Annotated in this window: 21 protein-coding genes; 11 read left to right on the forward strand and 10 right to left on the reverse strand. The window is 70.1% G+C overall.

Translation table 11 applies throughout. The annotated features are described in order from the left end of the window. Together H297_RS0114505 and H297_RS44240 are read left to right on the forward strand one after the other, a co-directional pair. Nucleotides 1-270, forward strand: a 270-nt coding sequence (locus H297_RS0114505; protein WP_027737646.1) for an IS5 family transposase, incomplete at its 5' end; no start/stop codon positions are given. Nucleotides 271-490: 220 nt separating this feature from the next. Then, nucleotides 491-706, forward strand: coding sequence for a tyrosine-type recombinase/integrase (locus H297_RS44240; protein WP_486589520.1), 216 nt, complete (start codon nt 491-493; stop codon nt 704-706). 63 nt (nt 707-769) lie between these two features. Here H297_RS44240 and H297_RS0114520 read toward each other — a convergent pair whose 3' ends face one another. Then, on the reverse strand, nt 770-1,147 hold the full coding sequence (locus H297_RS0114520) for a hypothetical protein (protein ID WP_027737648.1): 378 nt from the start codon (nt 1,145-1,147) through the stop codon (nt 770-772). A gap of 79 nt (nt 1,148-1,226) precedes the next feature. On the opposite strand from H297_RS0114520, the gene H297_RS0114525 reads away from it, so the two are divergent. From H297_RS0114525 to H297_RS44245, 3 genes are all read left to right on the forward strand, one after another. Further along, complete coding sequence (locus H297_RS0114525) at nt 1,227-1,421, forward strand: ribbon-helix-helix protein, CopG family (RefSeq protein WP_027737649.1); 195 nt, start codon at nt 1,227-1,229, stop codon at nt 1,419-1,421. Beyond that, nucleotides 1,418-1,810 carry a Fic family protein gene (locus H297_RS0114530; RefSeq protein WP_027737650.1) on the forward strand — a complete coding sequence of 131 codons (393 nt, stop codon included), beginning with the start codon at nt 1,418-1,420 and terminating at the stop codon, nt 1,808-1,810. The genes H297_RS0114525 and H297_RS0114530 overlap by 4 nt, the downstream gene beginning before the upstream one ends. Nucleotides 1,811-2,334: 524 nt before the next feature. After that, nucleotides 2,335-2,685, forward strand: coding sequence for a hypothetical protein (locus H297_RS44245; RefSeq protein WP_027737651.1), 351 nt, complete (start codon nt 2,335-2,337; stop codon nt 2,683-2,685). A 414-nt stretch (nt 2,686-3,099) separates the two neighbouring features. Here the strand turns inward: H297_RS44245 and H297_RS0114550 are convergent, their stop codons facing one another. The 3 genes from H297_RS0114550 to H297_RS43245 form a co-directional block, all read right to left on the reverse strand. Beyond that, complete coding sequence (locus tag H297_RS0114550) at nt 3,100-3,375, reverse strand: helix-turn-helix domain-containing protein (protein ID WP_027737652.1); 276 nt, start codon at nt 3,373-3,375, stop codon at nt 3,100-3,102. Further along, nucleotides 3,372-4,139, reverse strand: a complete 768-nt coding sequence (locus H297_RS0114555) for a hypothetical protein (protein ID WP_027737653.1) — start codon at nt 4,137-4,139, stop codon at nt 3,372-3,374. Before H297_RS0114555 ends, H297_RS0114550 begins: the two co-directional genes overlap by 4 nt. Nucleotides 4,140-4,442: 303 nt before the next feature. Continuing rightward, nucleotides 4,443-4,601: a hypothetical protein gene (locus H297_RS43245; protein WP_158693682.1), complete on the reverse strand. Its 159-nt coding sequence runs from the start codon at nt 4,599-4,601 to the stop codon at nt 4,443-4,445. A gap of 342 nt (nt 4,602-4,943) precedes the next feature. Between H297_RS43245 and H297_RS0114565 the strand changes: the two genes are divergently transcribed. Continuing rightward, nucleotides 4,944-7,607 carry a tetratricopeptide repeat protein gene (locus tag H297_RS0114565; protein ID WP_158693683.1) on the forward strand — a complete coding sequence of 888 codons (2,664 nt, stop codon included), beginning with the start codon at nt 4,944-4,946 and terminating at the stop codon, nt 7,605-7,607. 30 nt (nt 7,608-7,637) lie between these two features. Here H297_RS0114565 and H297_RS0114570 read toward each other — a convergent pair whose 3' ends face one another. Further along, entirely contained in the window at nt 7,638-8,540 is a 903-nt protein-coding gene (locus H297_RS0114570) for a serine/threonine-protein kinase (protein WP_158693684.1), read from the reverse strand. 39 nt (nt 8,541-8,579) lie between these two features. Here H297_RS0114570 and H297_RS0114575 point away from each other — a divergent pair, with 39 nt between their 5' ends. Genes H297_RS0114575 through H297_RS0114590 form a run of 4 tightly spaced genes read left to right on the forward strand, consistent with a single transcriptional unit; the run spans nt 8,580 to nt 17,583 of the window. Further along, nucleotides 8,580-10,142, forward strand: a complete 1,563-nt coding sequence (locus tag H297_RS0114575) for a PD-(D/E)XK nuclease family protein (RefSeq protein ID WP_027737656.1) — start codon at nt 8,580-8,582, stop codon at nt 10,140-10,142. Then, nucleotides 10,139-11,284 (forward strand): pPIWI_RE_Y domain-containing protein, encoded by a 1,146-nt coding sequence (locus tag H297_RS0114580; RefSeq protein ID WP_027737657.1) that lies wholly within the window; start codon nt 10,139-10,141, stop codon nt 11,282-11,284. Before H297_RS0114575 ends, H297_RS0114580 begins: the two co-directional genes overlap by 4 nt. Next, complete coding sequence (locus tag H297_RS0114585; RefSeq protein WP_027737658.1) at nt 11,277-14,783, forward strand: pPIWI_RE_Z domain-containing protein; 3,507 nt, start codon at nt 11,277-11,279, stop codon at nt 14,781-14,783. The genes H297_RS0114580 and H297_RS0114585 overlap by 8 nt, the downstream gene beginning before the upstream one ends. Before the next feature lie 31 nt (nt 14,784-14,814). Further along, nucleotides 14,815-17,583 (forward strand): pPIWI_RE module domain-containing protein, encoded by a 2,769-nt coding sequence (locus H297_RS0114590; RefSeq protein WP_027737659.1) that lies wholly within the window; start codon nt 14,815-14,817, stop codon nt 17,581-17,583. A gap of 754 nt (nt 17,584-18,337) precedes the next feature. On the opposite strand, the gene H297_RS0114595 is transcribed toward H297_RS0114590, so the two are convergent. Next, the gene (locus H297_RS0114595) at nt 18,338-18,985 is read right to left on the reverse strand and encodes a LysE family transporter (protein ID WP_027737660.1); all 648 of its coding nucleotides are present in this window, start codon (nt 18,983-18,985) and stop codon (nt 18,338-18,340) included. Between the two features lie 89 nt (nt 18,986-19,074). On the opposite strand from H297_RS0114595, the gene H297_RS0114600 reads away from it, so the two are divergent. Next, a complete protein-coding gene (locus tag H297_RS0114600; protein WP_027737661.1) occupies nt 19,075-20,016 on the forward strand; it encodes a LysR family transcriptional regulator in 942 nt (313 codons plus the stop codon). A gap of 323 nt (nt 20,017-20,339) precedes the next feature. On the opposite strand, the gene H297_RS0114605 is transcribed toward H297_RS0114600, so the two are convergent. Genes H297_RS0114605 through H297_RS0114620 form a run of 4 tightly spaced genes read right to left on the reverse strand, consistent with a single transcriptional unit; the run spans nt 20,340 to nt 24,450 of the window. Continuing rightward, nucleotides 20,340-21,200: an ABC transporter ATP-binding protein gene (locus H297_RS0114605; protein WP_027737662.1), complete on the reverse strand. Its 861-nt coding sequence runs from the start codon at nt 21,198-21,200 to the stop codon at nt 20,340-20,342. A gap of 4 nt (nt 21,201-21,204) precedes the next feature. Then, a complete protein-coding gene (locus H297_RS36385; RefSeq protein WP_078514077.1) occupies nt 21,205-22,338 on the reverse strand; it encodes an iron chelate uptake ABC transporter family permease subunit in 1,134 nt (377 codons plus the stop codon). 1 nt (nt 22,339) lies between these two features. Next, nucleotides 22,340-23,374, reverse strand: coding sequence for an iron ABC transporter permease (locus H297_RS0114615; protein WP_051351842.1), 1,035 nt, complete (start codon nt 23,372-23,374; stop codon nt 22,340-22,342). After that, entirely contained in the window at nt 23,371-24,450 is a 1,080-nt protein-coding gene (locus H297_RS0114620; protein WP_051351843.1) for an iron-siderophore ABC transporter substrate-binding protein, read from the reverse strand. The genes H297_RS0114615 and H297_RS0114620 overlap by 4 nt, the downstream gene beginning before the upstream one ends. Between the last annotated feature and the right edge of the window lie 45 nt (nt 24,451-24,495).

Consider the following 24,495-nt stretch of genomic DNA (forward strand, 5'->3'; position numbering starts at 1 on the left):
CGGCGGCTGTTCGCCGACCGCGGCTACGACTACGACAAGTACCGTCGGCTCCTCCGCGCTCGCGGCATCACGCCGAAGATCGCACGCAAGGGCGCCGCCCACGGATCCGGTCTGGGCAGAACCAGGTGGGTTGTCGAGCGCACCTTCGCCTGGCTCCACCAGTTCAAACGCCTGCGGATCCGCTACGAGATACGAGCCGACCTCCACCTCGGACTGCTCCAACTCGCCTGCAGCCTCATCTGCTTGCGAAGACTCCGAACCTCATTCTGAAATGATCAGTAAGAGTTCCAGGAGCCGCCGGGAGGTCCCGCTCCCGCCCCACGCCCTGGAGGCCCTCGAACGTCACATCCACCGGCTCGACTGCGACGCAGTGGTCTTCACGACCATCACCAATGGCCGCTCCGGGCGCCTCCTCACCGATAGCAACTGGCGTCAGCAGACCTGGTGGCCTGCTGTCGAGGCTGCCTAACATTTCGGCGACGACGGCGAGTTGCAGCTCGTCCCGCACTACCCGCCGCACTCCATGCGTCACACCTGCGCTTCGTGGTTGGTCCAGAGGGGAGTCTCGCTCTACGAGGTCCAGCACCTTCTCGGCCACGAGAGCTTCCAGACCACTCAGCGCTACGCCCACCTCCAGCCGGATGCCCACAAGGCCGTGCTGGGAGCATGGGAACGCATGGAAACCTCGTTCACCATCGTCGCATGAGCGTTCCTTCGCCCTGTCCTCCACGGATAGGGCGAATTCGTTTCCCGGTTGGACAGGGCTGGGTCACGTTCGCGGGCCGGTTGGCCGGTCGTCGGGAAGCGCCCAGCGGCCGTCGGCGTCGAGCGGCCACGGATAGGCGTAGGCATCGATTCTCGCCAGCTCACGCAGCACTTCCCGCGCGGCCGGCGGATCCACAGAAGTGCCCAAGGGTTCCTGCAGGGGATCGAGTTGCACCGCGTACGCCTCGGCCCATTCCAGCCAGTACGCCTCGTCCGCCGCATTCGGTGCGTCGCCGGCTCGGGTGCGGGCTGCCTGGCAGAAGGCGCGGATCTCGTCGGCCTGCCGCCAGGCCCGAATCTGTTCGTTAAGAACCGTCGCCCGGTGCTGCTCGATCTGCTGCTCGCGAGCCTCGGAACCGAGACCGTGGCCCGACCGGGCCACGAAGGACGGCGTCGTGGTCCGAGGTCTTGAGTGGCTGGTATCACCTCGCACTCAGATACCAGCCCGGTATCATTCCTGTATGGCGATGACACTCCGACTCCCCGAAGATCTTGACGCGAAGCTCACCGAGCGGGCTCGTCGGGAGGGTCGCAGCAAGCAGGAACTTGCCATCGAGGCCATCCGTGACGCCCAGCACCGGGCTGAGCTGAAGGTCGATGACCTCCTGGCCGAGCTGATGGACAGCGATGCGGAGATCCTGGACTACCTGAAGTGACCCAAGTGCGCTACATCCATATCGACGAGATCCTGGCCATCGCTCGCACGGTCAACGACACCGAGCACAGCGTGCGTGACATGGGACTTTTGGTGTCAGCGATCGAACGGCCCCGGACGAACGTGTTCGGGGCGGAGCTGTATCCCACGCTGCACGAGAAGGCGGCGGCACTGCTGCACTCCGTCGCTCGCAATCGCGCGCTGATCGACGGCAACAAGCGCACCGCCTGGCTTGCCATGCGTGTCTTCCTGCGGTTCAACGGCGTCAGCGCCAGTACCGCCCCGCCACCCGTTTCCGTGGCTGGCCCGTTCGTCGAGGAAGTCGCGCAGGACAAGATCGATGTACTGGCTATTGCCAAGTGCCTGTCGGCATGGTTCCCCGTTTCCTGACGTTCGACGTCGTGGGTACGGGACGGAATGAGGTTGGTTCTGAGAGCGGTGCTGGCTTCTGGCGGTCCACCGGGGGACTGACCCGTTCGTTCAGCGGGTGGATTCGTATGCATTCGCGAGATGGGGCAGCGGGTCCGCTCGGCGCGAGAATGGCGTCCCACGCGCCTTCCTGTTTGGGCGGCAGGCCAGGTCCAAATTGGCTACGGCGGTCTCTTCCCAACCATCACCCGCCCCTGCTTTCCAAGCGGTCACGGAATGCGCTGTGCCCCTCGCGCGCTGAGCCGGTCCTCTCGCCTCCGGCAAGCTGTGTCAGCGGTATCCACCGTCCACGTCCACAGCTTGGAGGGGGGACAAGGTGCCGGAGGAATAGATACGGGCTCTCGTGGCGAACTTTTGGATCCGAGTGCAGGGAGCGTCTGCGGGCAGCGACACGGAGGTGTCCATCAGCCTGCCGGTGGCGAAGCTGGTAAAAAACATGCGGGGCGCGCTGGAAGCTGAGTCCTCGCCTTCGTCCTGAGTATCCCTTGCCCGAGGCCCGGGTGCGTCCGGACTACGCGGTGGAGACATCGCGGTGCATCACCGGCTTCCTGGAACTGAAAGCGCCAGGGCACGACGTCACGCCCGACGGCGGCTTCACGAAGCGGGACCGGGAGCAGTGGGAGCTGATGCGCGGACCGCGGTGGCCCGGTACCAGTCCGGTTCCTGCGGGCACAACGGGCGCGCAGGTGCGCCCGGACCCGGGCTCGTGCGGCGGTGACGCGGTCGGGGTTCTCGTCGGTGCCCTCGGCAGCGTCGAAGACCGGGATGCCGCCCAGCCCGTGCTCCGCGTGTCGAAGTTGTCCAACCTGGTTTTCGGTGCCGGAGACGCCGTGTAGACGTCGCTTCCCCAGTCCTGCCGGACGGAGAAGATTGGGTGGGTGCCAGTCCTTCGTGCCCACGACGACGAGGACCTTCGGGGCCATCTCCTCGAAGGCGGTCGTGGCGAGCGGTGCGTAGGGCTGGGCCGCCGGGCCGTTCAGATCCGCGCCCCGACCGGGCGCGGCGATCATGACGCGGGTGCCGAAGCGTGCGTCGACGGCTCACCGGCAGGTTCGGGGCCGACGGGTGTGCTCGCCGTAGCTCGGGTCGGTGATCGCCGGCGAGTTCACGAACTGGCCGACGCGCGCGGGCTGTCGGCCGCCGAACCGCTCGGCGAAAAAGGAGGGCATCCCTTCGCCCTCCGATTGCCGCACCTGTGGGGAACCGTGCGGCTCCGTGGCCGATGCCACGGAGCCGCACGGTGGTTACCTTCAGAAGCCGACGCTCGGATCGTCCGTGTCCTCTTCCGGGTCCACGCTGTACAGCGGGCGGTCCTCGATCCCCAGGGCGCGCATCAGCTCGTTGGTCGGAATCCTGTACCTACGTCCGATGCGGAAAACGGGGCAGGGGAACTCGTGCTCGCGGATCAGTCGGTACGCGGTCGTCGAGCCGATTCCGAGTGCTCGGGCCGCCGTGCGCAGGTCCACTGCGACGGGCAGGTCGAACATCTCCGTGAAACTGAGGCGGCCCTCTGCCGGGTCCTTCACCTCCGCCTCCCCGCACGGCGGACCGGCCGGGCGTCCGCGCGGCGCCCGGGCCGTCGCCTCCTCCCGGGGCTGTGACCCGCCGAACGGCCCTGCGACCCGTCGTCGGTGTCGATGAAGATTCCCTGTCGGCGCAGATGCTCCGCGCGCACCCGGAAACGCAGCGGTGCGCACAGCCCGTCCGGGTCGTCCGGACGGGCGACCCGTACGTCCAGGCTCTCCGCCGCCGGAGCGTCCGCCTCCTCGCCGGACGCAGTGAGAGCGTGCTCCTCGGTGATGTGTTCGATCTGGGTGGAGGGAAGCTCCCGCAGCCCTTCCCGGGCGAGATGCCACGCCCTGGCGCGCGCCGCGTGCAGCAGGGAGGAGTCGGTGAGACAGCTCGCACCGTCCCGATCCGCCAGCTTCTCCAGGAGAGCCAGGACCATCTCGGCCTCCACGTCCGACCGGTCGGCCCGAAGGCGCGTGCAGACCCGGTGGACCGTCCCGGTCAAACGGGGCAGGGCCAGCCAGATCGCCAGGAGTTTCCCCGTGCTGTCTGGAGTCAGGTCGCTCTGCGCCGTGCGGATGACCTCCTTCCAGACCGCGGTGGCGAACTGCGGGTCGGAGCGGGGGCCGTACAAGGCCTCGTGCGTCTCGGCGGCGGTCAGCCGGACCGGATCAGCCTCGTCGGCGTCCGTGGGGACGAGCACGAAGACCGCGTCACTGGTCCGGGGATCGTCGAAGTGCCGCCTCACCGAGGCGAACGCACTGCTGTGCGGTGGATACATCAAGAAATGTCCTCTCTTCAGACTACGGAACCTGAGTCCGGAGGTGCTGGAGATACCGAGATGCTGGACGAGGTGGGTCCTGTGGTGGGGACGTACCGCCTCATATCCACGTCAAGCGGTGACAAGTCCCACCAGCCTCACTTTGATGCGTGAGCATGCGGTAGTGGTCTTCTCGACCAGGTAGCGCCGCCTTTGACCACGAGCGTGTAACAAGCGCGGCAGCCAGGCCGCGAGTTCGCCAGTGACGAAATTCGCGAGGCTGGTGGGTGCCCGCACAGAACGGGCACCCACGAACTGTTGCGCTCAGGCGGTCTCGGAGGACGAGGTGTCCGGCGCCTCGGTGGGCGGGGTCGCCGGGGTGGTGTCCTCGGTCCGGACGGCCGCCCGCCGGCGGTGACTCGGCGGCCAGTCGGGGGACTTGCGCAGACGGGCTGCCCGGCGGTTGCGCTGACGACTGTTCATCGGGTTCGCGGTTCCTCTCTGATGAGTCGATGGATGACTAAGCCGCCGTTTCGTGCTTCTGCGAGCGGCTGGTGCCATCGTGCCCGGGGGTGAAGCGGGGCCGCAGAGCGAAAACTGAGGGATAACTGAGTCCCCGGGGGGGCGTGAAGAAGCAAGCGTGTGTGAAGCGGCACAGCGCGGCGCACAGATGAAGGAGCGTCGGCGAGGGGCCGGGTCACTGACTGCGGCGCGGTGAGGGGGAGGGCGATGGAGGGGTACGTGCTGGGCCCGGTGCGAGCCGAAGGGGATGGCGGCAGGAGGGTGGTTGAAGGGTCGAAGGTAGCGGCCCTGTTCGCGCTCCTGGTGACCTCGCCAGACTGTCGATGTCAGAGAGAGGACATCGCCGAAGTCCTCTGGGAGGGCGTCGAGGACGTCGGCGATCTGGTTAACCGCGTCGTCGCCGACCTGCGGAAGCGGCTGGGCCGGGAGTCGGTGCCCCATAGCGGCAAGTCTGGTTACTGCACGCTCCGCGTGCCGGTGGGAGACGTCGACCTGCTCCGTTTTCGCGAAAAGGTGAAGCAGGCTGAGGGACTGACCTGCAAGGCGCAGTTCGAGCTGCTCGGCGCGGCCTTGGAGGAGTGGGACGGCGAGGACGAACCGCTGCACGGACTGTCCGAGACCGGCTTCCACTTGCGGCGGGAGGTGCTACGGGCCGAGTTGATGGCTGCCGTGTACGCGCGGCTGGACGCAGCCTACAAGTCCAGGGAGGTCAAATGGCTGCGCGAGGAGACGGAGAAATGGTTCGAGCGTGCGCCGGAACTGCCCCAGATCTTCCGGTTCTACCTGCTCGCCCACGCAGACCTGCCGGAGTCCCAACGTGAGCGGCTCATCAACAAGTGGGAGAAGCGCAACGGAAAAGCGGATGTTGATGTACAGAGCGCCATTGACCAGGTCCGGGGCGAGGGCCGCCGACCGGGCGGGGCGCTCCTACCCCCCGTTCCCGACCAGTTGCCCGGCGGCAGGCGCAAGCCGATCGGGCAGGACGAGCTGATCGGCGATCTCTTCGAGGCCGTGTGCGGGGAACAGGACGCCGGCAATCTGGCGCTGGTCCTGATCAGCGGCATGGCGGGCGTCGGGAAGACCACGGTGGCCGAGAACCTCGCCGGTCGGCTGCGGGAGCGGTTTCCCGACGGGGTGCTGCGCGGCGAACTGAACGGATTCGCCGACGGAGACGTGCGGCCCGCCGAACCGGACGAGATCCTGGACGGCTTTCTGGCCGCGCTGCCGCCCTACACCACGGTGACCGGAACGGAGAGCAAGAGCAACGCGCTGCGGTCGGCGCTGGCCCACCGGTCGGTGCTCATCGTCCTCGATGACGCGCTCAGCGCCCAGCAGGTGTTGCCGCTGCTTCCCGGAGACGGTACCTGCGCCGTGATCGTCACCAGTCGTAACGACCTCTTGCGGCTGCAGTCCGAGAGAAAGGTGCTGTTCCGCAAGATGGAGCCGCTGCACGAGGCGGACGCCTTGGAGGTACTCCAGGAGAAAGTGTCGGCCGAGGACCGGGCCAAGCACGCCGTGCCCTTCAGCAGGCTGGTCCACCTCTGCGGTCGGCTGCCGTTGGCCCTCGTGGTGGTGGCCCGACTCCTGGAGGTCGGTGCGCGTCCGCTGCACACCCTCCCTGCCCTGGTGCGGGAGATGGAGAAGGAGCTGGAGCGGGCGAAGCTGGACACCCTGGACCTGCCCGAGCACGAACTGTCGGTCCGCGCCGCGCTCAACTGCTCCGTGCGCGTGCTGAATGAGGAAGCCCGGCTGCTGCTGTGGCAGCTCGCCGTCCACCCCGGGCCCAGCGCTTCCTGGGAGGCGGTGATGGATCTGGGACGGGCAATGGACGAAGGGACGCGTACCGACCGGGCCCTGGTCGACCTCGTGGCGGCGAACCTGGTGGAACATCACGGCGACCGCTACGGGCTGCACGACCTCGTGCGGGCCTTCGCCCTTCGGCACGTGCGGCCGGTACCGGACGGAGAGAACGCGGAGATCGAGCGGGCGACCGTACGACAGGTGCTGGAACACCAGCTGCACAACGTCCGAGCCTGCGACCGGGTGCTCGACCGCGAACGCACCCTGCCCACCGGCGAGCCCGGAGCGGTCAGGGTCACCGACCCCGCGGACCTCGCGGAGGCGATGGCATTCCTGGACGAGGAGTACGCCACCGTCCAGCGAGGCATTCACTTGGCGATCAATCGGCGTATCGACCGGTACGTATGGCTGCTTCCGATGGCCCTGGTCATCTACCAGTGGCGCCGCCGCCTGCTCAATGATGCGCGGCAGAACCTCCGGTACGCCGCCGAGGCGGCGGAAACCGTCGCCGGCCCGGTCGATCGCGCCATGGTCCACCGGTCGCTGGCAGGGACCCACTGGCGGCTCCGTGAGTACGACTTGGCTGTGGGCAACCTGCGCAGGGCCGTCCGGCTCAGCGAGGAGGACCGCAGCGCGGAAGGCCGGCTGAGTCTGGCCCGTACGCTGCACCGGCTCGGGCTCACCCTGCGCAAGCAGGACGACCTGACGGGAGCGGAGGAAGCGCTCGGCCGCGCACTGGAGTTGTGCCGGGAGGTGTTCGACCGGGTCGGGGAGGCGGCTGTTCTGAACGTCCTCGGCGCGATCGACCTCGACCGGGGCGAGCACGAGCAGGCGCTCCGTCGGTGCGCCGACGCCCTGGGCATGGTGGAGCGCACGACGGAGCGCAGCGGCCTGGCCGATGTGCTGTTCACCCTGGCCAAGGTGCACCTGGCCCGTTCCGAACGGGACGAGGCGATCACCCTGTACCAGCAGGCCTCCGACATCTACCGCGAACAGGAGAACTGGCCCAACGAGGACAAGGTACGGATGCTCTTCGCTGATGTCCTGGTGTCCGCCGGCGACACCGACGGGGCGGTGCGGGAGCTGGAGAGACTCATCGTGCTGCGTGAGCTGATGGACGGTGAGGGGGCGCGCGAGGTCCGGGAGCGGCTGGAAGGGCTGAGGTGACCCGCCCGGTCGGTGGTCGTCGGCTCACCGTCATAGCCGGGGCGGATGCGTGCGGTAGTACTCGGTCGGGTCCGGGCGCAGGCGTTTCGGTGGCCGTCGCGAGCCGAGCCGGGGCAGATGCGGCCGGAGCCGGTCAAACACCTCACGGACGTCCGCCGGGCGCTCCGCCGCCTCCCACCGGACCATCCACAGCGCCAGGGAGGCGAACTCCGGGGGTAGTTTGGCGAGCCGGTCGGCCGGCAGCACCGGGGTGCCCTCTTCCGCCCGCTCGTCCTGTCCACCGTAGGGCAAGCGCATCACGGTCATCTCCAGCAGGATGCAGCCGAGTGCGAAGATGTCCGCTTGCCGCGTCAGACCTGACGGGCACGCGTCGGACTGCTCGGGGGAGGCCCAGCCGCGCGTGCCGCGTGCGTATTCCGTCTCTCGATTTGCCACGACCGCGTGGCCCATGTCAATGAGCCGGAGGCTGCCGTCCGGCTGCACGATGACGTTCTCGGGCTTGAGATCGCAGTGCACAAGATTCCGGTCGTGGACTTCTGCAAGAATCTCGCACAGTTGGCCGATGATGGCCGCAACGATCCCAGGATCCTTAACGGGCAGGGCCTCCGACAGGACCTTCTGCAGTTGGTGCCCTTCGACAAATTCCATGACCAGGCACCGGCGTCGCCGGTGTGTCCCCGTGGCGATGACTTCGGGAATCGCCTGGATTCTCGTCAGCATCATCATGCGTGATCCCTCTTTGAGGAGCTCATCGCCGGCCCAGTGGAAATCGCTCTCGGGGCCGAGGTCCCGGGCCTTCTGCAGCTTCAACGCCACTTTCTGCCCGCTGCTGCGGTCACGCCCGAGGAAAAGGTCGCCTTGGCCGCCGTCACCGACCATGTCCAGCACTTCGTAGCGCCTCTCCACATTGCCGATCTCCTCGATCTCCCTCACGGCCATCCACCTTTCCTCCGCACGGAAATGGAGCACGAAATGTCACAGCCATGGTTGCCCCCCGACGGGGTGACCCGCACCTCCGAAGTCATCACGGTATCCGCCGGAATGTTCAAGGGGGGAGAATTCCGATGCCCCGCCGCTGACGCTCTCAAGACCCGCGGCTACCACATCACCGACCCCGTACCGCGCCGCCGTGAGGGCTTGGAGCACTTCGCTCTGGGCCCCTTCATGGCTGCCTGCGACATCCGTTCGGGGCCTGCCGGCCGCCCGCCCCGGACACGTACCGGTCTTCTGCACGACGGTCTGCGGACCTGGTCGGAGCACGGCGTGAAGATGTACGAGGCGGCCTTCCCCCTCGACCCGGAACGCCCTCTGCACGAGGTGCCCGAGCCGTGGACGTACCGCTACCGGCCGTCCGGTCCCGACCCGCGCGACGCCCAGGAGTACCGCCTCACCGTGTGGGGCCGCTGCCTGTCCTCCCCGGACGGTGCCTACCGCGAGCTTCGTCTGCCCGTGCACCGCCTGCGGGACCTGCCGCCCGAGGGGTTCACCGCGGCCGTGGCCCTGGTGCTCGCCGAGGGCGCCCCCGGACCCCCGCCGGAGCACGTACGGATCGTGGAGTTCGCGCTCTTCGACGGCAGTTCGCGGGAACTCTTCGCGGGCAGCAGGGAGGAGGCGCGCGCCCGGTACCGCGAACACGGCCCCGCCGCCCTGGCCGGCGTACTGGACGGACGGGAGTACCGCCCGGGGTCCGCCTGTGGCGGATGCCCTTACCTGTCGGTGTGCCCGGCCTTGCGCACAGCGCCCGGACTGCTGGGCATCGAGGCGCACGACCGGCCCCGCCGCACTTGGTCGGTCACCAACGGGCGGGCCTACCGAGCCTGCCCGGCGCGTGACCACATGCGCCGGCTGCACTTGCCCACGGCGGACTCCGTCGAACGCGAGGTGACGGCTGAGCGCGGCCGTGCCCTGCACGCCTACCTCGCCGAACGGCACGCCCACGGATCGCCTCGGCCCTGCACGGTGGAGGTCCCCGAGGAGTGGGTACCGGAAGGATTCGACCTGCCCGCCCACGAACGGGCACTCGGCGCCCTGCTGTTGCGGCGGCATGCCGCGGTCTGCCCGCTGCGGTACGTCGGGGACGGCACGGATGTGCGGACCGAGCCCCGGGTGGTGCGGCACGACACCGCCGCCGACGTGGTGGTCCTGGCCGCGCCCGACCTGCTCTACCGGGATGCCGGGTCATGGGTGTGGCGCGAGACCAAGACGTCCGTCACCGATCGGCGGTCCGGCCGCCCCCTGTTGGAGCGCTATCCGCAGTTGGCCCTGGCCGTCGTGCTGATCGCCCGCGGTGACCTGGGCGGTGATCCGTTCCGCGCTCGGGCCGAGCTGGAGGTGCTGCGTCCCGGCGGCGCCGACCTGGAGATCATCGATCCCTTCGCCCCGGCCAATCGGGTCACCGCCGAGAAGGTACTGCGGGCGATGGTGGCCGACTGGCACGAGGACGACCAGTACGCGGCCCGGCCCGGACGCTCCTGCGAGCGGTGCGAAGTGGCCCGCTGGTGCACGGCGTCGTCCGTCAGCGAGGCCGCAGCATGAGGGTAGGGTCGGCCGGCCGGGCCGATCGGCCGGGCGACGACGAGGCGCCCGAGGGCGTGGGCAGCGACCTCTTCGGCGAACTCGCCCGCATGGTGGCGGCTCTCTCCGAGGTCCATGGGCTCCGCTCCTTCACCCTGCCCTATCCCGGACTCGCCCAGCGGGCGCTGGATCACACGGTGATGCGCTGCCTCGATGCGGGGGACGCGCCGCCGAGGAGTCTTCCGGAGCTGTGGGAGTGGTGCCGGACCAAGCCGTCCGACGACCCACTCTTCGCCGTCCCCTCCTCCCTGGTCTCGCCGGGCACCACGCTGGTGCACCGGGTCGGCCGGATGCCGACCCGGTCGTGTCTCGAGGTGGCCTCGCACGGACCGGACGGAGGCGTGGCGGGACACGCCCGCGCGCTCCTCGGGGACCTGCACGCGCGGAGTGGAACGGAGGAGCGCTACCGGCAGTGCAGGGCGTTCCTGGCGTGTCACCCGGTCGTCCACCAGCAGGACCGCTTCGCGCCGGGTTGGAACAGGGCGGTCTGGAGCCGGGTCAAGAACCTCTACGGTCCGTTGCCCGAGTACCTGCTCGTCGACGGAGACTTCCTGTACTGCCCCTCGTGCAGGCTCCCCGCGCTGCCCCGGGACAGTGCCGTGCCCGTACCCGGACCGTCCGGAACCGGCGCGGAAGTCTGGTGCGAGGGGGAGGACTGCCCGCGCGACGCTCCTCTGCGGCTCATTCGTGAGCCGGACCAGGCGTGGATCCTGCAGCGCTCGCTGCGGTGGTACCTCGTACTGCCGCACCGCACGGACGAAGCTGCCCGGGAGGCACTGGAGCGCGCCGGAGTCGCGTACGAGACCCTGCCCGGTCTTCTGCCCGCCGAGCGGCTCAGGGACACCGGCCCCCGCATCGTGGACATCCAGGTGTACGACCGCCTGCAGCCGGCGCTCCTCGCGGCCCATCTCACCGACCACATACCCCTCGCGGACCGCACCTTCGTCGTGGTCCCCGACGCGCTCGCCGGACGGGACGGCTACCGGCAGACCTTCACCGACGCCCTTCCCGCGCTCCTGCGGGACCGGCTGGTGCTCACCACCCCCATGGACCTCGTGCCCGACCTGGGACAGGCCCGGCGAGAGGAGAAGGACGATGCGTAGCATCACCCCGCCCTTGACCGAAGTGCTCAACGCGCTCAAAGCCTTTCTGGGGCCCTCCGTGCCCCAGCCCGCGCTGGAAGCCCTCTGCCAGGTCGAACTCGGTCTGTACCTCCAGCAGAAGATGATGCCGGGCAGCCCCGCGGGCAGCGCCTGGGTGCTGTTCAGCGGGTACGGGTTCGCCGAGGCGCACCGGGCACCGCTGCCATCCGATGGGGCGAAGACCCTGCGTATCGCCAGGTACTCGCTGTGGACGCTGCGCCGGAGCCGTACCTGGCTCGAGGCGCTGGACACCTACCAGACGTTCGACCCCAGGGTGCGCGCCTACGACGTACCGGACGCCGAGGCACCCGCTGCCCGCCGCGACCTCTCCGTCGCCGGCGACCGCTTCTCCGCCTACGAACAGCTGCTGCGTGCCGCACCGCCGCTGGCGGGCAGGCGCCTGCCGGTCGCAGCTCAGGGCCCGCACGCTTTCCCCGTCAGTCGCACCATGGCCGTCGTCGACCTGTCGCCGGTCCCCAGCATCCCCCTCGTTGCCCACGACATGGACCTGGAACCGGCCGGCGGCGGCGAGCCCTTGATCTTCACCAGGGAGAGCCTGGAGCGCACGGCGGCGAAGATGGACGCGCAGCACGCTCGCTGCGGCAAGGGCCGGGCACCACGGTGGCTGGAGCGGCTACGGTCGTTCGACCTGTCCACGAAGTCGAACGGAATCTTCCGCAAGGCGAGGAAGGACGAGGACTTCGCCTTCACGGTCGACGGCATCCAGCACCTGCTCGGCATCGTCGGCGCCGGCAAGAGCACACTGCGCGACATCATCGCCGTCCATCTCGCCAAGCTGGGCAAGCGCACCACCATCGTCGTCACTGATGTCGCGGAGGTGCTGAAACTCGTCCGGCTCTACGACCTCTACACCGACGGCACCGCCGCACCCGTGCTCGGCTCCTCCGGCCGTGAGCGGCACGCCCAGCGGCTGCACCGCCGGCTGGCGGGCCGGGGCGAGCACCGACTGCTAGCCCACGACGACCCTGCCTTCGCCTACCTCGGCACGTCCTGCCTGCTCAACGTCAAACGGCAGGGCGCCACGTCGACGACCCAACCACTCGCCTACGGCGAGGCACCCTGCTCCCGGCTCCGGCCCCCCTCGGTCCTGCGGCGTGACCCGAGCGACGGACGACACTCCCCGTGGCAGAAGACGGTGACGAGCTGCCCGTACTGGTCCGCCTGCCCCCGTCACCACGGAGCTCGCACCCTGGTCGGCGCCCTGATCTGGGTAACCACGCCGGCCGGGCTGATCGACGCTTCGCCGCCCCGCCCTCAGAATGGCGAGCGCATCCGTTTTCTCGAACTCGCCTGCCGCCGTAGTGACCTCGTGATCATCGACGAAGCCGACCGTGTCCAGATGCAGCTCGACCGGACTTTCGCACCCGCCGTGGTCCTCGCCAGCGACGAGGACAAGGGCCTCATCGACCAGCTGAGTCGGCACAAGATCCGGGAACTCGCGGCTGGCGGACGCACCCAGCTCTCCGAACGGGACGTCGAGACCTTCGCCGCCGCCCTCAACACCGCAGGCGCGGCCACCGACCGGCTGTACGCGATGCTCGTCGCCGGGTACGAGCTGCGCAAGTGGGTGCGGACGGGCTACTTCAGCGCCTGGACGCTCCAGCTGGGGCTCCTCGACGAACGCTACGAACTCCCCGACGACAGCGGTCGGGACCACCCTCATCACGCCCCCCGCGAGGCTCTCGGGAAACTGCTCGACGCGTTCCGGGACAACCCCTTCGGTGACCGTCACCGTAGGACGGAGGAGGACTTCAGCCGGCTGACCGCCCTCCTCAACGAACTGCTCCACACCGGCAACCCGGAGAACACCCGGCGCCGCCTCACCGAGGTCATGGACGAGGTCTTCGCCATCGACCCGAAGTACATGGCTGCCCGGCAGCGGAAGTACCAAGAGGTGTACGACGAGTGGCGGCGCGAGGAGGCGGAACAGGAGAAGAAGCGCGGACGTCGCAGGAAGCCCAAGCCTCCGCCCCAGACTCCCGAGGAATGGCGGAAGCAACTCGCGGAGCGCTTCGAGTTCACACTGTTGCTCAGCGCCCTGGAACCACGGCTCGCCATGATCAACGCCATGTGGCCCCGCGTCGAGGCCGCCCTCAGCCTGGGCTTCAACACGATGTACCGCCGGCCGCTCGACTACGGCCCGATGGTGCCCGAGGCCCCGATGGGCAATGTGCTCGGCTTCCAGTTCCGGGTCCCGGGTGAGGACAAGGGCGGAGTCCGCAGTGGCGAACTGACCTTCTTCCGGTGCAGCGGCGTCGGACGTGAGCTGCTGCGCGCCATCCCCGACCTCACCTCCGTCGACGGCAGGCCCGGTGCCCAATTGCTGCTCATGTCGGGCAGCAGCTGGGCGGGCGCGTCCAGCCGCTACCACGTCTGCGTCTCGGTCGGTGTGGTCATCGAACCGCCGGCCGAGGTGACCGAACGCATCGCCAACGAGAGCTCCATGCGCTTCGAGTTCATCGACGACGGCGACGAGAATCTGCGCTTGTCGGGAACCCATCCGGACGACCGCCCGGAGAAGTTGCGCCGCATCGCGTGCCATCTAGGTGAGGGCGGAGACGAGTACGTCACTGAAGGTGGTCCGCTCCAGCAGGAGTTGCTTTCTCTCCCTCCAGGGCGCGACCAGATCCTTCTGCTGGTCGGCAGCTATGCCGAGGCACGTGTGGTGGCCGACACACTGCACAACCTCAACGTTCGCTGGCGCAACAAGGTGCTGTGCCTGGTGTCGGACGACGAGGAGATCACCGCGGAGGACGAGACGCCGTCCGCCTACCACGCCCGATCACTGCGCCGCGGCGACGTCGAGCATCTGAAGGACCTCGAGGCGGACATCCTGGTGGCGCCCCTGCTCGCGCTGGAACGCGGCCACAACATCCTCAACAAGGACGACGAGGCGGCCATCGGCACGGTCTACTTCCTGGCACGGCCCCATCCGCACCCAGAGGACCTCCACCTGGCCGTCAATGCCGTCAACGACTGGGTCGTCCGCGCCGTCACCGGCGGAGACTTCGCCACCCTGGTACAGGGAAAACCCACCGTCGAGGAAGGAGCGGAGGAGTTCCGCCGCCTCGCCCGTTCGTACTGGTACCAGGTACTCGCCCGTTCGATGGCGTGGAGCCGCCTCGACGACGATGTACGGGAACAGGTCACCTGGGACATGCTGGTCCTGTTGTGGCAAGTGATCGGGCGACTGGTACGCGGTGGCGTACCGGCCCGGGTGGTCTTCGTCGATGCCGCCTTCGCCCCCAACCGCGGCGCCGTACCGGCGCGGCCCGACACCCCCGAATCCAGTCTGCTGCACAGCGTCCTCTCCGTCCTGGACCCGTATTTCGACGGCGGCACGACGACCGCGGAGGAGCAGTTCATCGTCCGCGCCCTGTACGCGCCACTGCGCAGCATGCTCACCCGCCTGCTCGCCGCCGTACCCAGCCACCCGTAAGCGCCAAACCGCTGTCCCAGGAGGTAATTCCGTGTACCACCACATTCGCGTCGCGGCCTACGAACCCGACCCGCTCCACGGGCCCTGGTGGGAGGAGATGAAAGTGCTGCGGCTCGGCGAGGACCTGCACGCCGAGCTCACCGGGATGCATGCCGAGGCGGACAAGAACTCCGTCCACCCCTACCGGCTCCCTGTGCGCAGGCTCAACTCCCTGCTCCAGGCGATGGCACCAGGCGTCATCGCGACCGGCCGCAACGCCGGGACGGATGGCCGTCTGCCGTGGCTCTACGCGCGGGAAGCCGTCCCGCCGGACGTGCTGGCCCCGGTGGTAGGAGCTTGGGCGGCGGGCATGCACCGGGAGGACGACGACTCGGAGGGCACCGATCTCGAGGAGAGGCTCCGCTCCGGTGGTCCGGCTGAGACGGTAAGTCTGCCCCACTGGGAGACGGAACCGGTCGACCTCGCCGAGAGCGTGCTCTCGGCCGGCGGAACCGCCGAACCCGCCGCGCGGCTCTACAGCCTGCTGCCCGAGTGGATCGCCTTCCGGCTGGCCGCCCGGACGTTCCGCACGGGCGGCACCACACTCCACTTCCGCGTCGAGAGCTCGGGTGACGGCGCGCGACTTGTCTCCTGGCCGCCCCAGCGATACGAGCGCCGAGGGCAGACCTGGTACTACTCGGCCTGCCTCACCATCACCGTCCACACCGTGCCGTTCGCCCCGCGGTTCCGCGTCCATGTGTCCACCCAGGTACGCCGGTGGGCCACCCGACTGGACGTACGCCCCCACCAGCTCGGCAGTACGACTGTCCTGCTCGACGCTCCACTGCCGTGGCCGGAAGGGCCGGGCCGGGGCCACCGACTGATGGTGAACACGCTGGGTTACGACCGGCGGTCGAAGGAACTGGCCTGGCGCCGGCACAGCCCCGCACCGCTCGTGCCCGAGCTGGACATCGTGCGCAACTATCCCCGGCCCGAAGAGCTCTTCTACGACCCCGAACGCTGGATCAACGGTTCCGGGGACGTGGCCGCCGGCATCGTCTACCACCCGTCGATCGGCCTGCACGAGGTCGGACCCGGGCTGATGCCACGGGAGCGGGCGGATCTGGACGCCTGGGTCGAGGAAGGGCTGCGCCCCCTGCTGACCCGGGTCCCCGACCTCACGCGTGTCTCTCGGAGCAACACACCCTCCCTGCTGCCCCGTTCCGGCGCCGGACGCGTCCCGGGCGTCCGCGACGCCCAGCTGGCTCTGCAACGGCGGGCGGCGCTGACACGCGCACTGAACGGCCGCCCCCTGGAGATCGACGTCTTCTGGCAGTCCCCGGAAACCCGTGCGGCGCTGCTCGCCGAGCTGCCCAAGCTCATTGGTCTTCCCGCCGGGCAGCAAGTGCCGTCGGCCGACGGGGAGACCTGGCAGTGGCAGTGCGAGGGGGTCGACATCCGTGTCCGGGCCCGGCCTGCGGGACCCTTGGCCGACGCCCTGCCGACCACCCGAGCCCGCGGGCGCCTCAGGGCCGTCCGGCTGGCCGAGGCCATCGAAGGGCGCTGCGGGCTCGTGGCGGACCGGGCGGACCCGCTCCTCGGCGGGGCCGGAGTCGTGATCACGGAGATCGCCGGTAAGGAGCGCTTCGCCGCCGTCCCGGACTCCGACCCCAAGCACGCGCTGCGCATCGCCTGGGCACGGCAGGGACGGCTGACCCAGTTCGTGAACTCGCCCGACGACACCGACAGCGCTCTGGAACACCGGGCCAGGTGGACCTGGCTGGACGCCTTCCGGCAGCTGGGTGCGATCAGCCCGCCCGCCCATCGGGTGGGAGCCGGCATTCCGGGCGACCTTCAGTACGCGGCGCTCTGGCTCGTACGCCACACCAGGAAGGGGCCCACGCGATGCCCCGTCCACCGGCTGGTGGCGGTGCGGGTGCGCCCCGGGGACGGACCGGGCGTCATCGAGGGGTGGGACGCAGAACGAGCCGAATGGGTGCCGTATCCGAAGCTGTTGCTGCTGCTCTCCCAGGCACGGGAACCGGCGGCGAGCGGCGGGAAGGAGACCGGCACGGGGAAGCTCGTCGATGACTGGGCAGCCCCGGGAGGATCCCGGCCCGCTGCCCGCCCGGGTGTGGAGCAGAACAGGCAGCGGGAGACCGAGCGGCAGATCCGGGCACTGCTCTTCCAGCTCCGCGACCGCCCGACGCTGCTGCTGGCGGACGCTGGCAATCTGCGCCAGTGCTGGCCTGGCCTGCGCAACGGCGCACTGGACCGCGACACGCTCGGCTTCGGGGCCGAACCCGCCCAGCGGCACACGCTCTACGGCCACGACCTGCGGGTGCTGCTCGTACGGGACGCCAACGCCCGGGGTGAAGTGGCGGAGTGGTACGCCCACGACACCGAGGACGGGGTCGGATTCGCCGAGGGTGTGTGGGGGACGGCGGATACGGAGGGCCGTGTCTTCGCGAGTACGGCCTCGAAGCCGCACACGGTGGCCAAACTGCCGAAGGGGCTCATGAAGCTGGTGCCCACGGCACAGGGCCGGACAGCGCCCGGGAAGACCGCTTGGAACCCCGGGCAACTGGAGATCACCGTGCTCGGCTGTCTGTCGGAGAAGGCACTGACGGACTCGGGGCGGGCTGGTGACCCGCCCGACCGGCCGGCGGAGTGGGCGACGCTCACGCACCAGCTGCGTTACCACGACGACTACCCGCCGCTCGCCCGGCCTCTCCCGCTGCACTGGGCGCGTCTCGCCGGTGAGTACGTGCTTCCGGTGGCCGGAACGACGTCAGCGGAGGGTACGTCGTCCGCTTCCTGAGCGAGGTGCCGCCTGCATGGGGAGTCCCAAACGATCGACGCTGATAAGGATCAATGCTTCCCTCATGTGAGCGCCGGAGCCTGAACCTGACCACGGGTACGGGGTCTGGTGCACTCCTTGCTGGGATCACTGGGCATCCGCCGTGACGCTCGTTTGACGCTCTTCGCACCTGGTGGCCCCAAGACAGAGACGAGGGACGGACCTGACCTGCGGTTTTCTGTGAGTTCACCCGGGTGACATGCTTCCGATGACGCATCACATGGAGTGCGTGGCGGTGTTGGAGCCGGTGGGGAAGGGTCCTGAACTGCGGCTTGTTGAGGTGCATCGTGGGCGGTGTGGGTATTGCGGGCGACAGCTTGACGTTGGAATGACGCGCGTGACGCCCGTGCGACACTCGTTGCTCATGGTCTGAGTGGTCTGTGAGCGAGCGCGCGAATGGCGTGCACGGCCTGAATGTTGTGGACTGTGCGACTCGTTGAGCCCGAGGTGCTGGTTTCCGGATGCTCCGGTGGACACTGCGCAGGCTTCCGGGCGGGGCCCTCGGGTGCTGCGCCGTTCGGCGGGAACTGCTCCACCGGGTGGGACACAGAAGTGGTGCTCCTGCCCCTGCTCGGCAGGGCCCCCGTCGTGGCGGGCCTCGTCGGTCGGCCCGGGTACCCCCTCGACGCCCGCCTCGCCGACCGCGGTGACGGCCACGACAAGGACCGGCGGCTGCTGTGGGCCCGCGGCATCCTTCGCCAGGGCCTTGAGGGGATCATGGCGTGGCCGCCAGGCTCACCGCGAGCGTCCCGAGCACGGCGCTCGACACCAGTGCGGTGACGAGCCGCCCCCGCGGGCCGGTCAGTGCCCGGCCCAGTACGGCTCCACCCGTGGCCAGGAGCAGCTGCCAGCTCGCGGAGGCGGCGACGACGGCCGCGACGAACGCGGCGCGGGCTGGTCCGCCGGCGTCCGCGCCCGCGGGCCCGGCCAGTATGAGGGCCGAGAAGTAGACGATGGTCCAGGGGTTGAGCAGGGTCAGGCCGAGGAAGCCGAGACAGGCCCGTCCCGGCCGGCCCAGGGCGGACGGCTGGGACGCCGCGTCCGGGGTGCTGCCGCGCTCCCGTACGGCCGTCAGTGCGGTGCGGGCAGCCAGGCCCAGCAGGACCGCGGCGGCGACCCAGCGCAGCGGGACCGTGACGGGCTGGACGGCCCGGGAGAGGACCGCCCCGCCGAGCACGGCGAGCGTCGCATAGAGACCGTCGGCGGTGGCCACTCCGAGCGCCGCCGAGGCGCCCACTCTCAGCGAGGTCCGCGCGGTCAGGCTCACCAGGAGGACGGCGAGCGCGCCGATCGGCACGGCGAGGGCGTACCCGGCCCACAGACCCGGCAGGAAGGCATCGGTGAAAAGTGCGGAGGCGGTCATGCAGGCAGTCTCCGGGGCCGCGAGTGTACGCGTCCATCGAATGTTTCCGCCCATGACCATGCGGCCAGACCGAATGGTTGGATGGCCGCATGATCGATCCCCGGCTCCAGACCCTGCGGGTCCTGCACCAGCAGGGCACGGTCACCGCGACCGCCCGCGCGCTGCACCTCACCCCCTCCACCGTCTCCCAGCAGCTGCGGCAACTCGCAGCCCAGGTGGGCGTCGAGCTGCTGGAACCGGACGGGCGGCGGGTCCGCCTCACGCCCGCCGCGCTGGCCCTGATCCGGCACGCCGATGCGCTGTTCGCACGCTGGGAGCAGGCGAGCGCCGAGCTGGCGGCCTACGGGAAGGAGCGGGCAGGGCGGTTGCGGATCACCGGGGCTGCCACGGCCGTCGCGGCAGTGATAGCGCCCGCCGTCCGGCGCCTCCTTGACGAACATCCGCGGATGACGGTGGAGATCGGCGAGGACCACGCCGAGAACCGGTACGACCTGCTGCTCACGGAGCGCGCCGACATCGCGGTGGTGATCCCGGCGCCTGGCGGCCCGCCGCGTGGCCGTGCACGCTTCACTCGACTCCCGCTGCTGGAGGAGCCCCTCGACGTACTGGTGCCGCCCGGGCACCGCTTCGCGGCCCGCACGGACGGCATCGACCTGGCGGAGGCCGCCGAGGAGACCTGGATCAAGGCCGGGGATCCGCTCGATCAGGAGCAACTGCTGACGGCGGCGGGCGCAGCGGCGGGGTTCACGCCGCAGACGGCGCATGCCGCGGTGGACTGGTACGCGGTGGCCGCGCTGGTGGCACACGACTTCGGCATCGCACTGGTACCGCGCCTGGCACCGGTTCCGCGACAGCCGGAGTTGGTGCGGGTGCCCCTGCGTGGCGCCGCCGCGCCGGTGCGCCGGTTCGTCGCCTGCGTGCGCCGCGGCAGCGAGGAACTCCCCGCGGTCGCCCGCGGGCTCGCGGCACTGTGCGCGGCCGCGGCCGACCAGGACCGGCAGACGGGCGTCAGCTCCTGTCGGAGCCGGTAAGCAGAGCGTCCGCAGTGCTGTCGTCTGCGCTCGTGCAGCGTGCAGTTGTCACTGTGTGCCTGCAACCGATCCGCCGGGCAATCAGCGTCGCGTCTGCATCATCCACCGAGCCGCGGGGCTGACCTGTTGAGCTCGCAGCTCGCGAGTCCCTCGGGGCCGGACAGCGAGAGCGCCCCCGCGAGGGCAGTTGCGTGTCCAGCCGCGCTTGAGGGGAGGCGTGGAGCGGGTCGTGGTCGGCGTTGCTGTGCGGGTCGGCTTCTGCCGGACCCCTCGCGTGAACGAGACGGCCTGCGACCCGCCACCCTTGAACAGCGCGCGGACGACTATCCGTTCGCCGGCGCGCACTGCCCGTCGTCGGCCACGGCTTCCGGGGTGCCGTGGTGGCGTCCCTTGGGGATGACCAGGGGGGTGCGGCTCACCGGGTCGGTGGTGACCTCGCAACTGAGGCCGAAGATGTGCTCGACGGCGGATGCCGTGATCACGTCTCGCGGGGGTCCCTCGCCGACGATCTCGCCGTCCTTTAGTGCGACGAGATGGTCGGCGTACCGGCACGCCTGGTTGAGGTCGTGCAGCACCATGACGACCGTACGCCGCTCGGTCCGGTTGAGATCGACGACGAGGTCGAGCACGTCGATCTGGTGGGCGAGGTCGAGGTACGTGGTCGGCTCGTCCAGCAGCAGGACGGGGGTGCCCTGGGCCACCGCCATCGCGATCCAGGCGCGCTGCCGCTGACCGCCGGACAACTCGTCGACCGCGCGCTCTGCCAGGTCGGCGGTGCCGGTGGCGGCGAGCGCGTCGTGCACGGCCTGCTCGTCCGAGGCCGACCACTGCCGCCACCACGTCTGATGCGGCGAACGGCCCCGTGTGACCAGGTCCTTGACCGTGAGGCCCTCGGGGGCGACGGGGGACTGCGGCAGGATGCCGAGCCGTTGCGCGAGGCGGCGCGTGGGGATCGAGCGGATGTCCTCGCCGTTCAGCCGTACACTGCCGCCGCGTGGCGCGAGCAGCCGTGCCAGGGCGTGCAGCAGTGTGGACTTGCCGCACGCGTTGGGGCCGACGATCGCGGTGATCTGCCCGTCGGGCACGGCCAGATCGAGACCGGACACCACGGGGCGGTCGCCGTAGGCCAGGTGCAGTGCCTCGGCACGCAGGCCGGAGGCTGTGGGCGGCGTGAGGGGTGACATGTGTTCAGCCTCCTGAGCCCGCACGGTTCGTGCGGATGAGCAGCCAGAGCAGCACGGGGGCACCGAGCACTCCGGAGACGATCCCGACGGGCAGCTCCGTGTCCGGGACGAGGACGCGCGCGATGACGTCGGAGACCAGTACCACCACGGAGCCGGTCAGCCCCGCCGCCAGCGGCGGGGGCGCTGACGTGCGCGCGAGACGCTGCGCGATCTGCGGCGCCGCGAGGGCCACGAACGCGACCGGCCCCGCTGCGGCCGTCGCGAAGGCGACGAGCCCCACGCCGGTCACCAGGATCGCCAGCCGCACGGTCTGCACGCGGGTGCCGAGTCCGGCGGCCACCTCGTCGCCGAGCTGGAGGGTCCGCATCAGCCGCCCGAGGAGCAGTGCGGCGGGCAGCAGTACGACGAGCGCGGCAGCGAGGGGGCCCGCCTGTTGCCAGTCACGGCCGTTGAGGTTGCCGACGAGCCAGCCGACGGCGGACTGCGCCTGGCGCTGCCCCGCTCGGGCGAGCAGGTAGTCGGTGGCGCTCATGCACACCCACGAGACGCCGATGCCGACCAGGATGATGCGGTAACCGGTCGTGCCGCGCCGCCAGGACAGGACGTACACGAGCAGCGCGCTCGCCAGCGCACCCAGCAGGCCGAGGGGCTGCGGGCCCAGGCCGCCGTCCCAGCCGAAGACGGCGCCCGCGGCGACGGCGGTCCCCGCGCCCTGGGTGAGACCGATCATGTCGGGACTGGCCAGGGGGTTGCGGGTCATCGTCTGGAAGAGCGCCCCCGACACCCCGAAGGCGAGGCCCGCCAGCAGGCCGGCCATGGCGCGGGGGAGCCGGAGTCCGGTGACGACCAGCCGGGTTCCCTCGTCCCCTGAACCGGACAGCGCGCGCAGCACGTCGGGCATCGGGACGTCGAACTCGCCGACGGAGATGTGCCAGATCGCAGCCGCCAGCGCGGCGACGGCGAGCAGGAGGGTCACCACGACGAGCCGGGGCCGCAGCACGCCGGACACCGGGGGGAGCGCGAGGCGGAAGGTGCGGGGCGCAAGGGCTCCCGGGAGCCGTGCCGGACCCGGACGCCGCCCGTCGGTGCGGGCCTTGGCGCGGGCCCCGGGCGGGGCGGCGGCAGGTGTCCTGGGCATCTCACACCTCCGAGAGCTTGCGTCGGCGGACCAGGGCGATGAAGAACGGCCCGCCGACGAACGCCACGACGATGCCTGCCTGGACCTCCGTGGGCCGGGCCACCAGCCGTCCCAGCACATCCGCGGCGAGCAGCAGGCAGGCGGCCAGGACCGCGCACAGCGGTACCAGCCTGCGGTGGTCGGGCCCGTAACCGGCGTACTGCGCCAGGACCCTGGCGGCGTGCGGCACCACGAGGCCGAGGAAGACCACGGGGCCGATGGCGGCGACGGCGGCACCGGTCAGCAGGGTGACGGCGGCGACCCCCTGCAACCGGACGAGGCCCAGCCTGCGGCCGAGCGAGGCCGCCACGTCGTCGCCGAGCGAGAGGCTGTTGAGCGCGGGCGCCGCGGTCAGCGCCAGCAGCGCGCCGAGCGCCAGGAACGGCAGTACCCGCAGCACCGTCCCGCCGTCCTGGTCGGCCAGCGAGCCCGCCGACCAGAAGCGGTAGCGGTCCAGGGCCTCGTCGCTGACCAGCACGACCGCGCTCGTCAGTGAGGAGAGGACGGCGGTGACGGAGACCCCGGCGAGCGCCAGCTTGACCGGCGTCGAACCCGAACGCCCCAGGCGGCCGAGGGCGTACACGGTGACGGAGGCGATCAGCGCGCCCGCGAAGCCGAACCAGATGTAGCCGAGGAGCGAGCCGATCCCGGCGACCCCGGCCGCCAGCACGATCGCGAACGAGGCGCCCGCGCTGACCCCGAGGATGCCCGGGTCGGCCAGCGGGTTGCGCGTGAGGGCCTGCATCACCGAGCCGGACATGCCGAGCGCAGCACCCGCCGCCAGCGCCAGGTCGGTGCGGGGTACGCGCACGGTCCACACCACGTCCTCGACCCGGGCCGAGCTCGCGTGCCCGGCCAGGGCGCCGAGCACCCGCGTGGGCGGGATGTTCAGCGCGCCGAGACCGAGCGAGAGCAGGAGGAGAGCCACCAGGAGCCCCGCGAGCCCGGCCAGGAGCAGGACGCGCCGCGCACGCGTCTCTCGGGCCGGTCCCGTCACTTGTCCGCAGCGGGGGTACGCACCTTCGTGGACGGCTTGCCGTCCACGGCCGCGGCGAGCTGCGGCACGATCCGCTCCAGGGTGTACGGGAGCGACAGGACGGAGACGAAGGAGACGGCGTTGCCGTAGTCGCTCCTCTCCTTCACGAAGACCTCGCGGCCCTGCTTGACGACCTTGAGGCCGCCGTACAGGTCGTTCTCGTGGAGCTTGTCCGCGTCCTTGCCGGGCGCGGTCATGATCCAGACCGTCGCGTCGTTGTCGAGCAGATCGGTGCGCTCCTTGCTGATGTTCGCGCCGAACTCGTCCTTGCCGACGGCTTTGGACAACCCCTTTGGCTGTGTGAACCCGAGGTCGGACATCAGCCGGGTGCGGTTGTCCTGCGGCCCGTAGACGTACAGACCCTGGTACGGGGTGGCCATGACGCCGGTCGCGCCCTTGAACTCCGGGTGCTTGTCAGCGGCTTCGGCGATCTTCCGCTCCACCCCGGCCACCAGCTTCTTCGCCTTCCCCGGCTGCCCCAGCGCCTTGCCGACCGACTCCGTCTGCTCCTGCCAGGAGATGCCGTAGTCGGGCATCCCGCCGGGCTGCGCCACCACGGGGGCGATCTTCGACAGGGTGCGGTACTGCTCCTTGGTCAGCCCTCCGTACAGGGCGAGGATCACATCGGGCTGCAACGCCGCGATCCTCTCCACCTGCGGACCTGTGCCGGTGTCCTTGAGCACGGTCGGCGCCTTGTCCGAGCCCAGTTTGTCCCGGGCCCACGGACCGATGGCGCCCTTGTAGCCACCCATCCACTCGGTCGTGCCCACCGGTGTCCTGCCGAGTGCGAGCGCCGCGTCCTGGTCGGAGAGGCCGACGGTCACGATGCGTTCCGGCTCGGACTTGACGGTGGTGCTGCCGTACTTGTGCTCGATGGTGGCGGGGAACGCGCCCTTCTCCGCCTTGGCGGTGGCCGATGTGGAGCCGCCCTCGCCGTCGTCGTCGGAGCCGGAGCCGCAGGCGGCGGTGGCACCCAGGAGCAGGGCGAGGCCCGCCGCGGCCACGGTACGTCCGGTGCGCTTGAGGAGGGTCGTCATGTGCGTGGTCCTTCGGATCAATTTCCAAGGGGAATGTGCTCGGGG

This window comes from Streptomyces sp. CNT360, assembly GCF_000424785.1.

What these genes read in the sequence shown, in the direction of transcription:
- H297_RS0114525 (WP_027737649.1), top strand. Translation starts at nt 1,227, where the DNA reads ATGGCGATGACACTCCGACTCCCCGAAGATCTTGACGCGAAGCTCACC.
- H297_RS0114555 (WP_027737653.1), bottom strand. Translation starts at nt 4,139, where the DNA reads ATGTATCCACCGCACAGCAGTGCGTTCGCCTCGGTGAGGCGGCACTTC.
- H297_RS43245 (WP_158693682.1), bottom strand. Translation starts at nt 4,601, where the DNA reads ATGAACAGTCGTCAGCGCAACCGCCGGGCAGCCCGTCTGCGCAAGTCC.
- H297_RS0114575 (WP_027737656.1), top strand. Translation starts at nt 8,580, where the DNA reads ATGTCACAGCCATGGTTGCCCCCCGACGGGGTGACCCGCACCTCCGAA.
- H297_RS0114580 (WP_027737657.1), top strand. Translation starts at nt 10,139, where the DNA reads ATGAGGGTAGGGTCGGCCGGCCGGGCCGATCGGCCGGGCGACGACGAG.
- H297_RS0114585 (WP_027737658.1), top strand. Translation starts at nt 11,277, where the DNA reads ATGCGTAGCATCACCCCGCCCTTGACCGAAGTGCTCAACGCGCTCAAA.
- H297_RS0114595 (WP_027737660.1), bottom strand. Translation starts at nt 18,985, where the DNA reads ATGACCGCCTCCGCACTTTTCACCGATGCCTTCCTGCCGGGTCTGTGG.
- H297_RS0114600 (WP_027737661.1), top strand. Translation starts at nt 19,075, where the DNA reads ATGATCGATCCCCGGCTCCAGACCCTGCGGGTCCTGCACCAGCAGGGC.
- H297_RS0114605 (WP_027737662.1), bottom strand. Translation starts at nt 21,200, where the DNA reads ATGTCACCCCTCACGCCGCCCACAGCCTCCGGCCTGCGTGCCGAGGCA.
- H297_RS36385 (WP_078514077.1), bottom strand. Translation starts at nt 22,338, where the DNA reads ATGCCCAGGACACCTGCCGCCGCCCCGCCCGGGGCCCGCGCCAAGGCC.
- H297_RS0114620 (WP_051351843.1), bottom strand. Translation starts at nt 24,450, where the DNA reads ATGACGACCCTCCTCAAGCGCACCGGACGTACCGTGGCCGCGGCGGGC.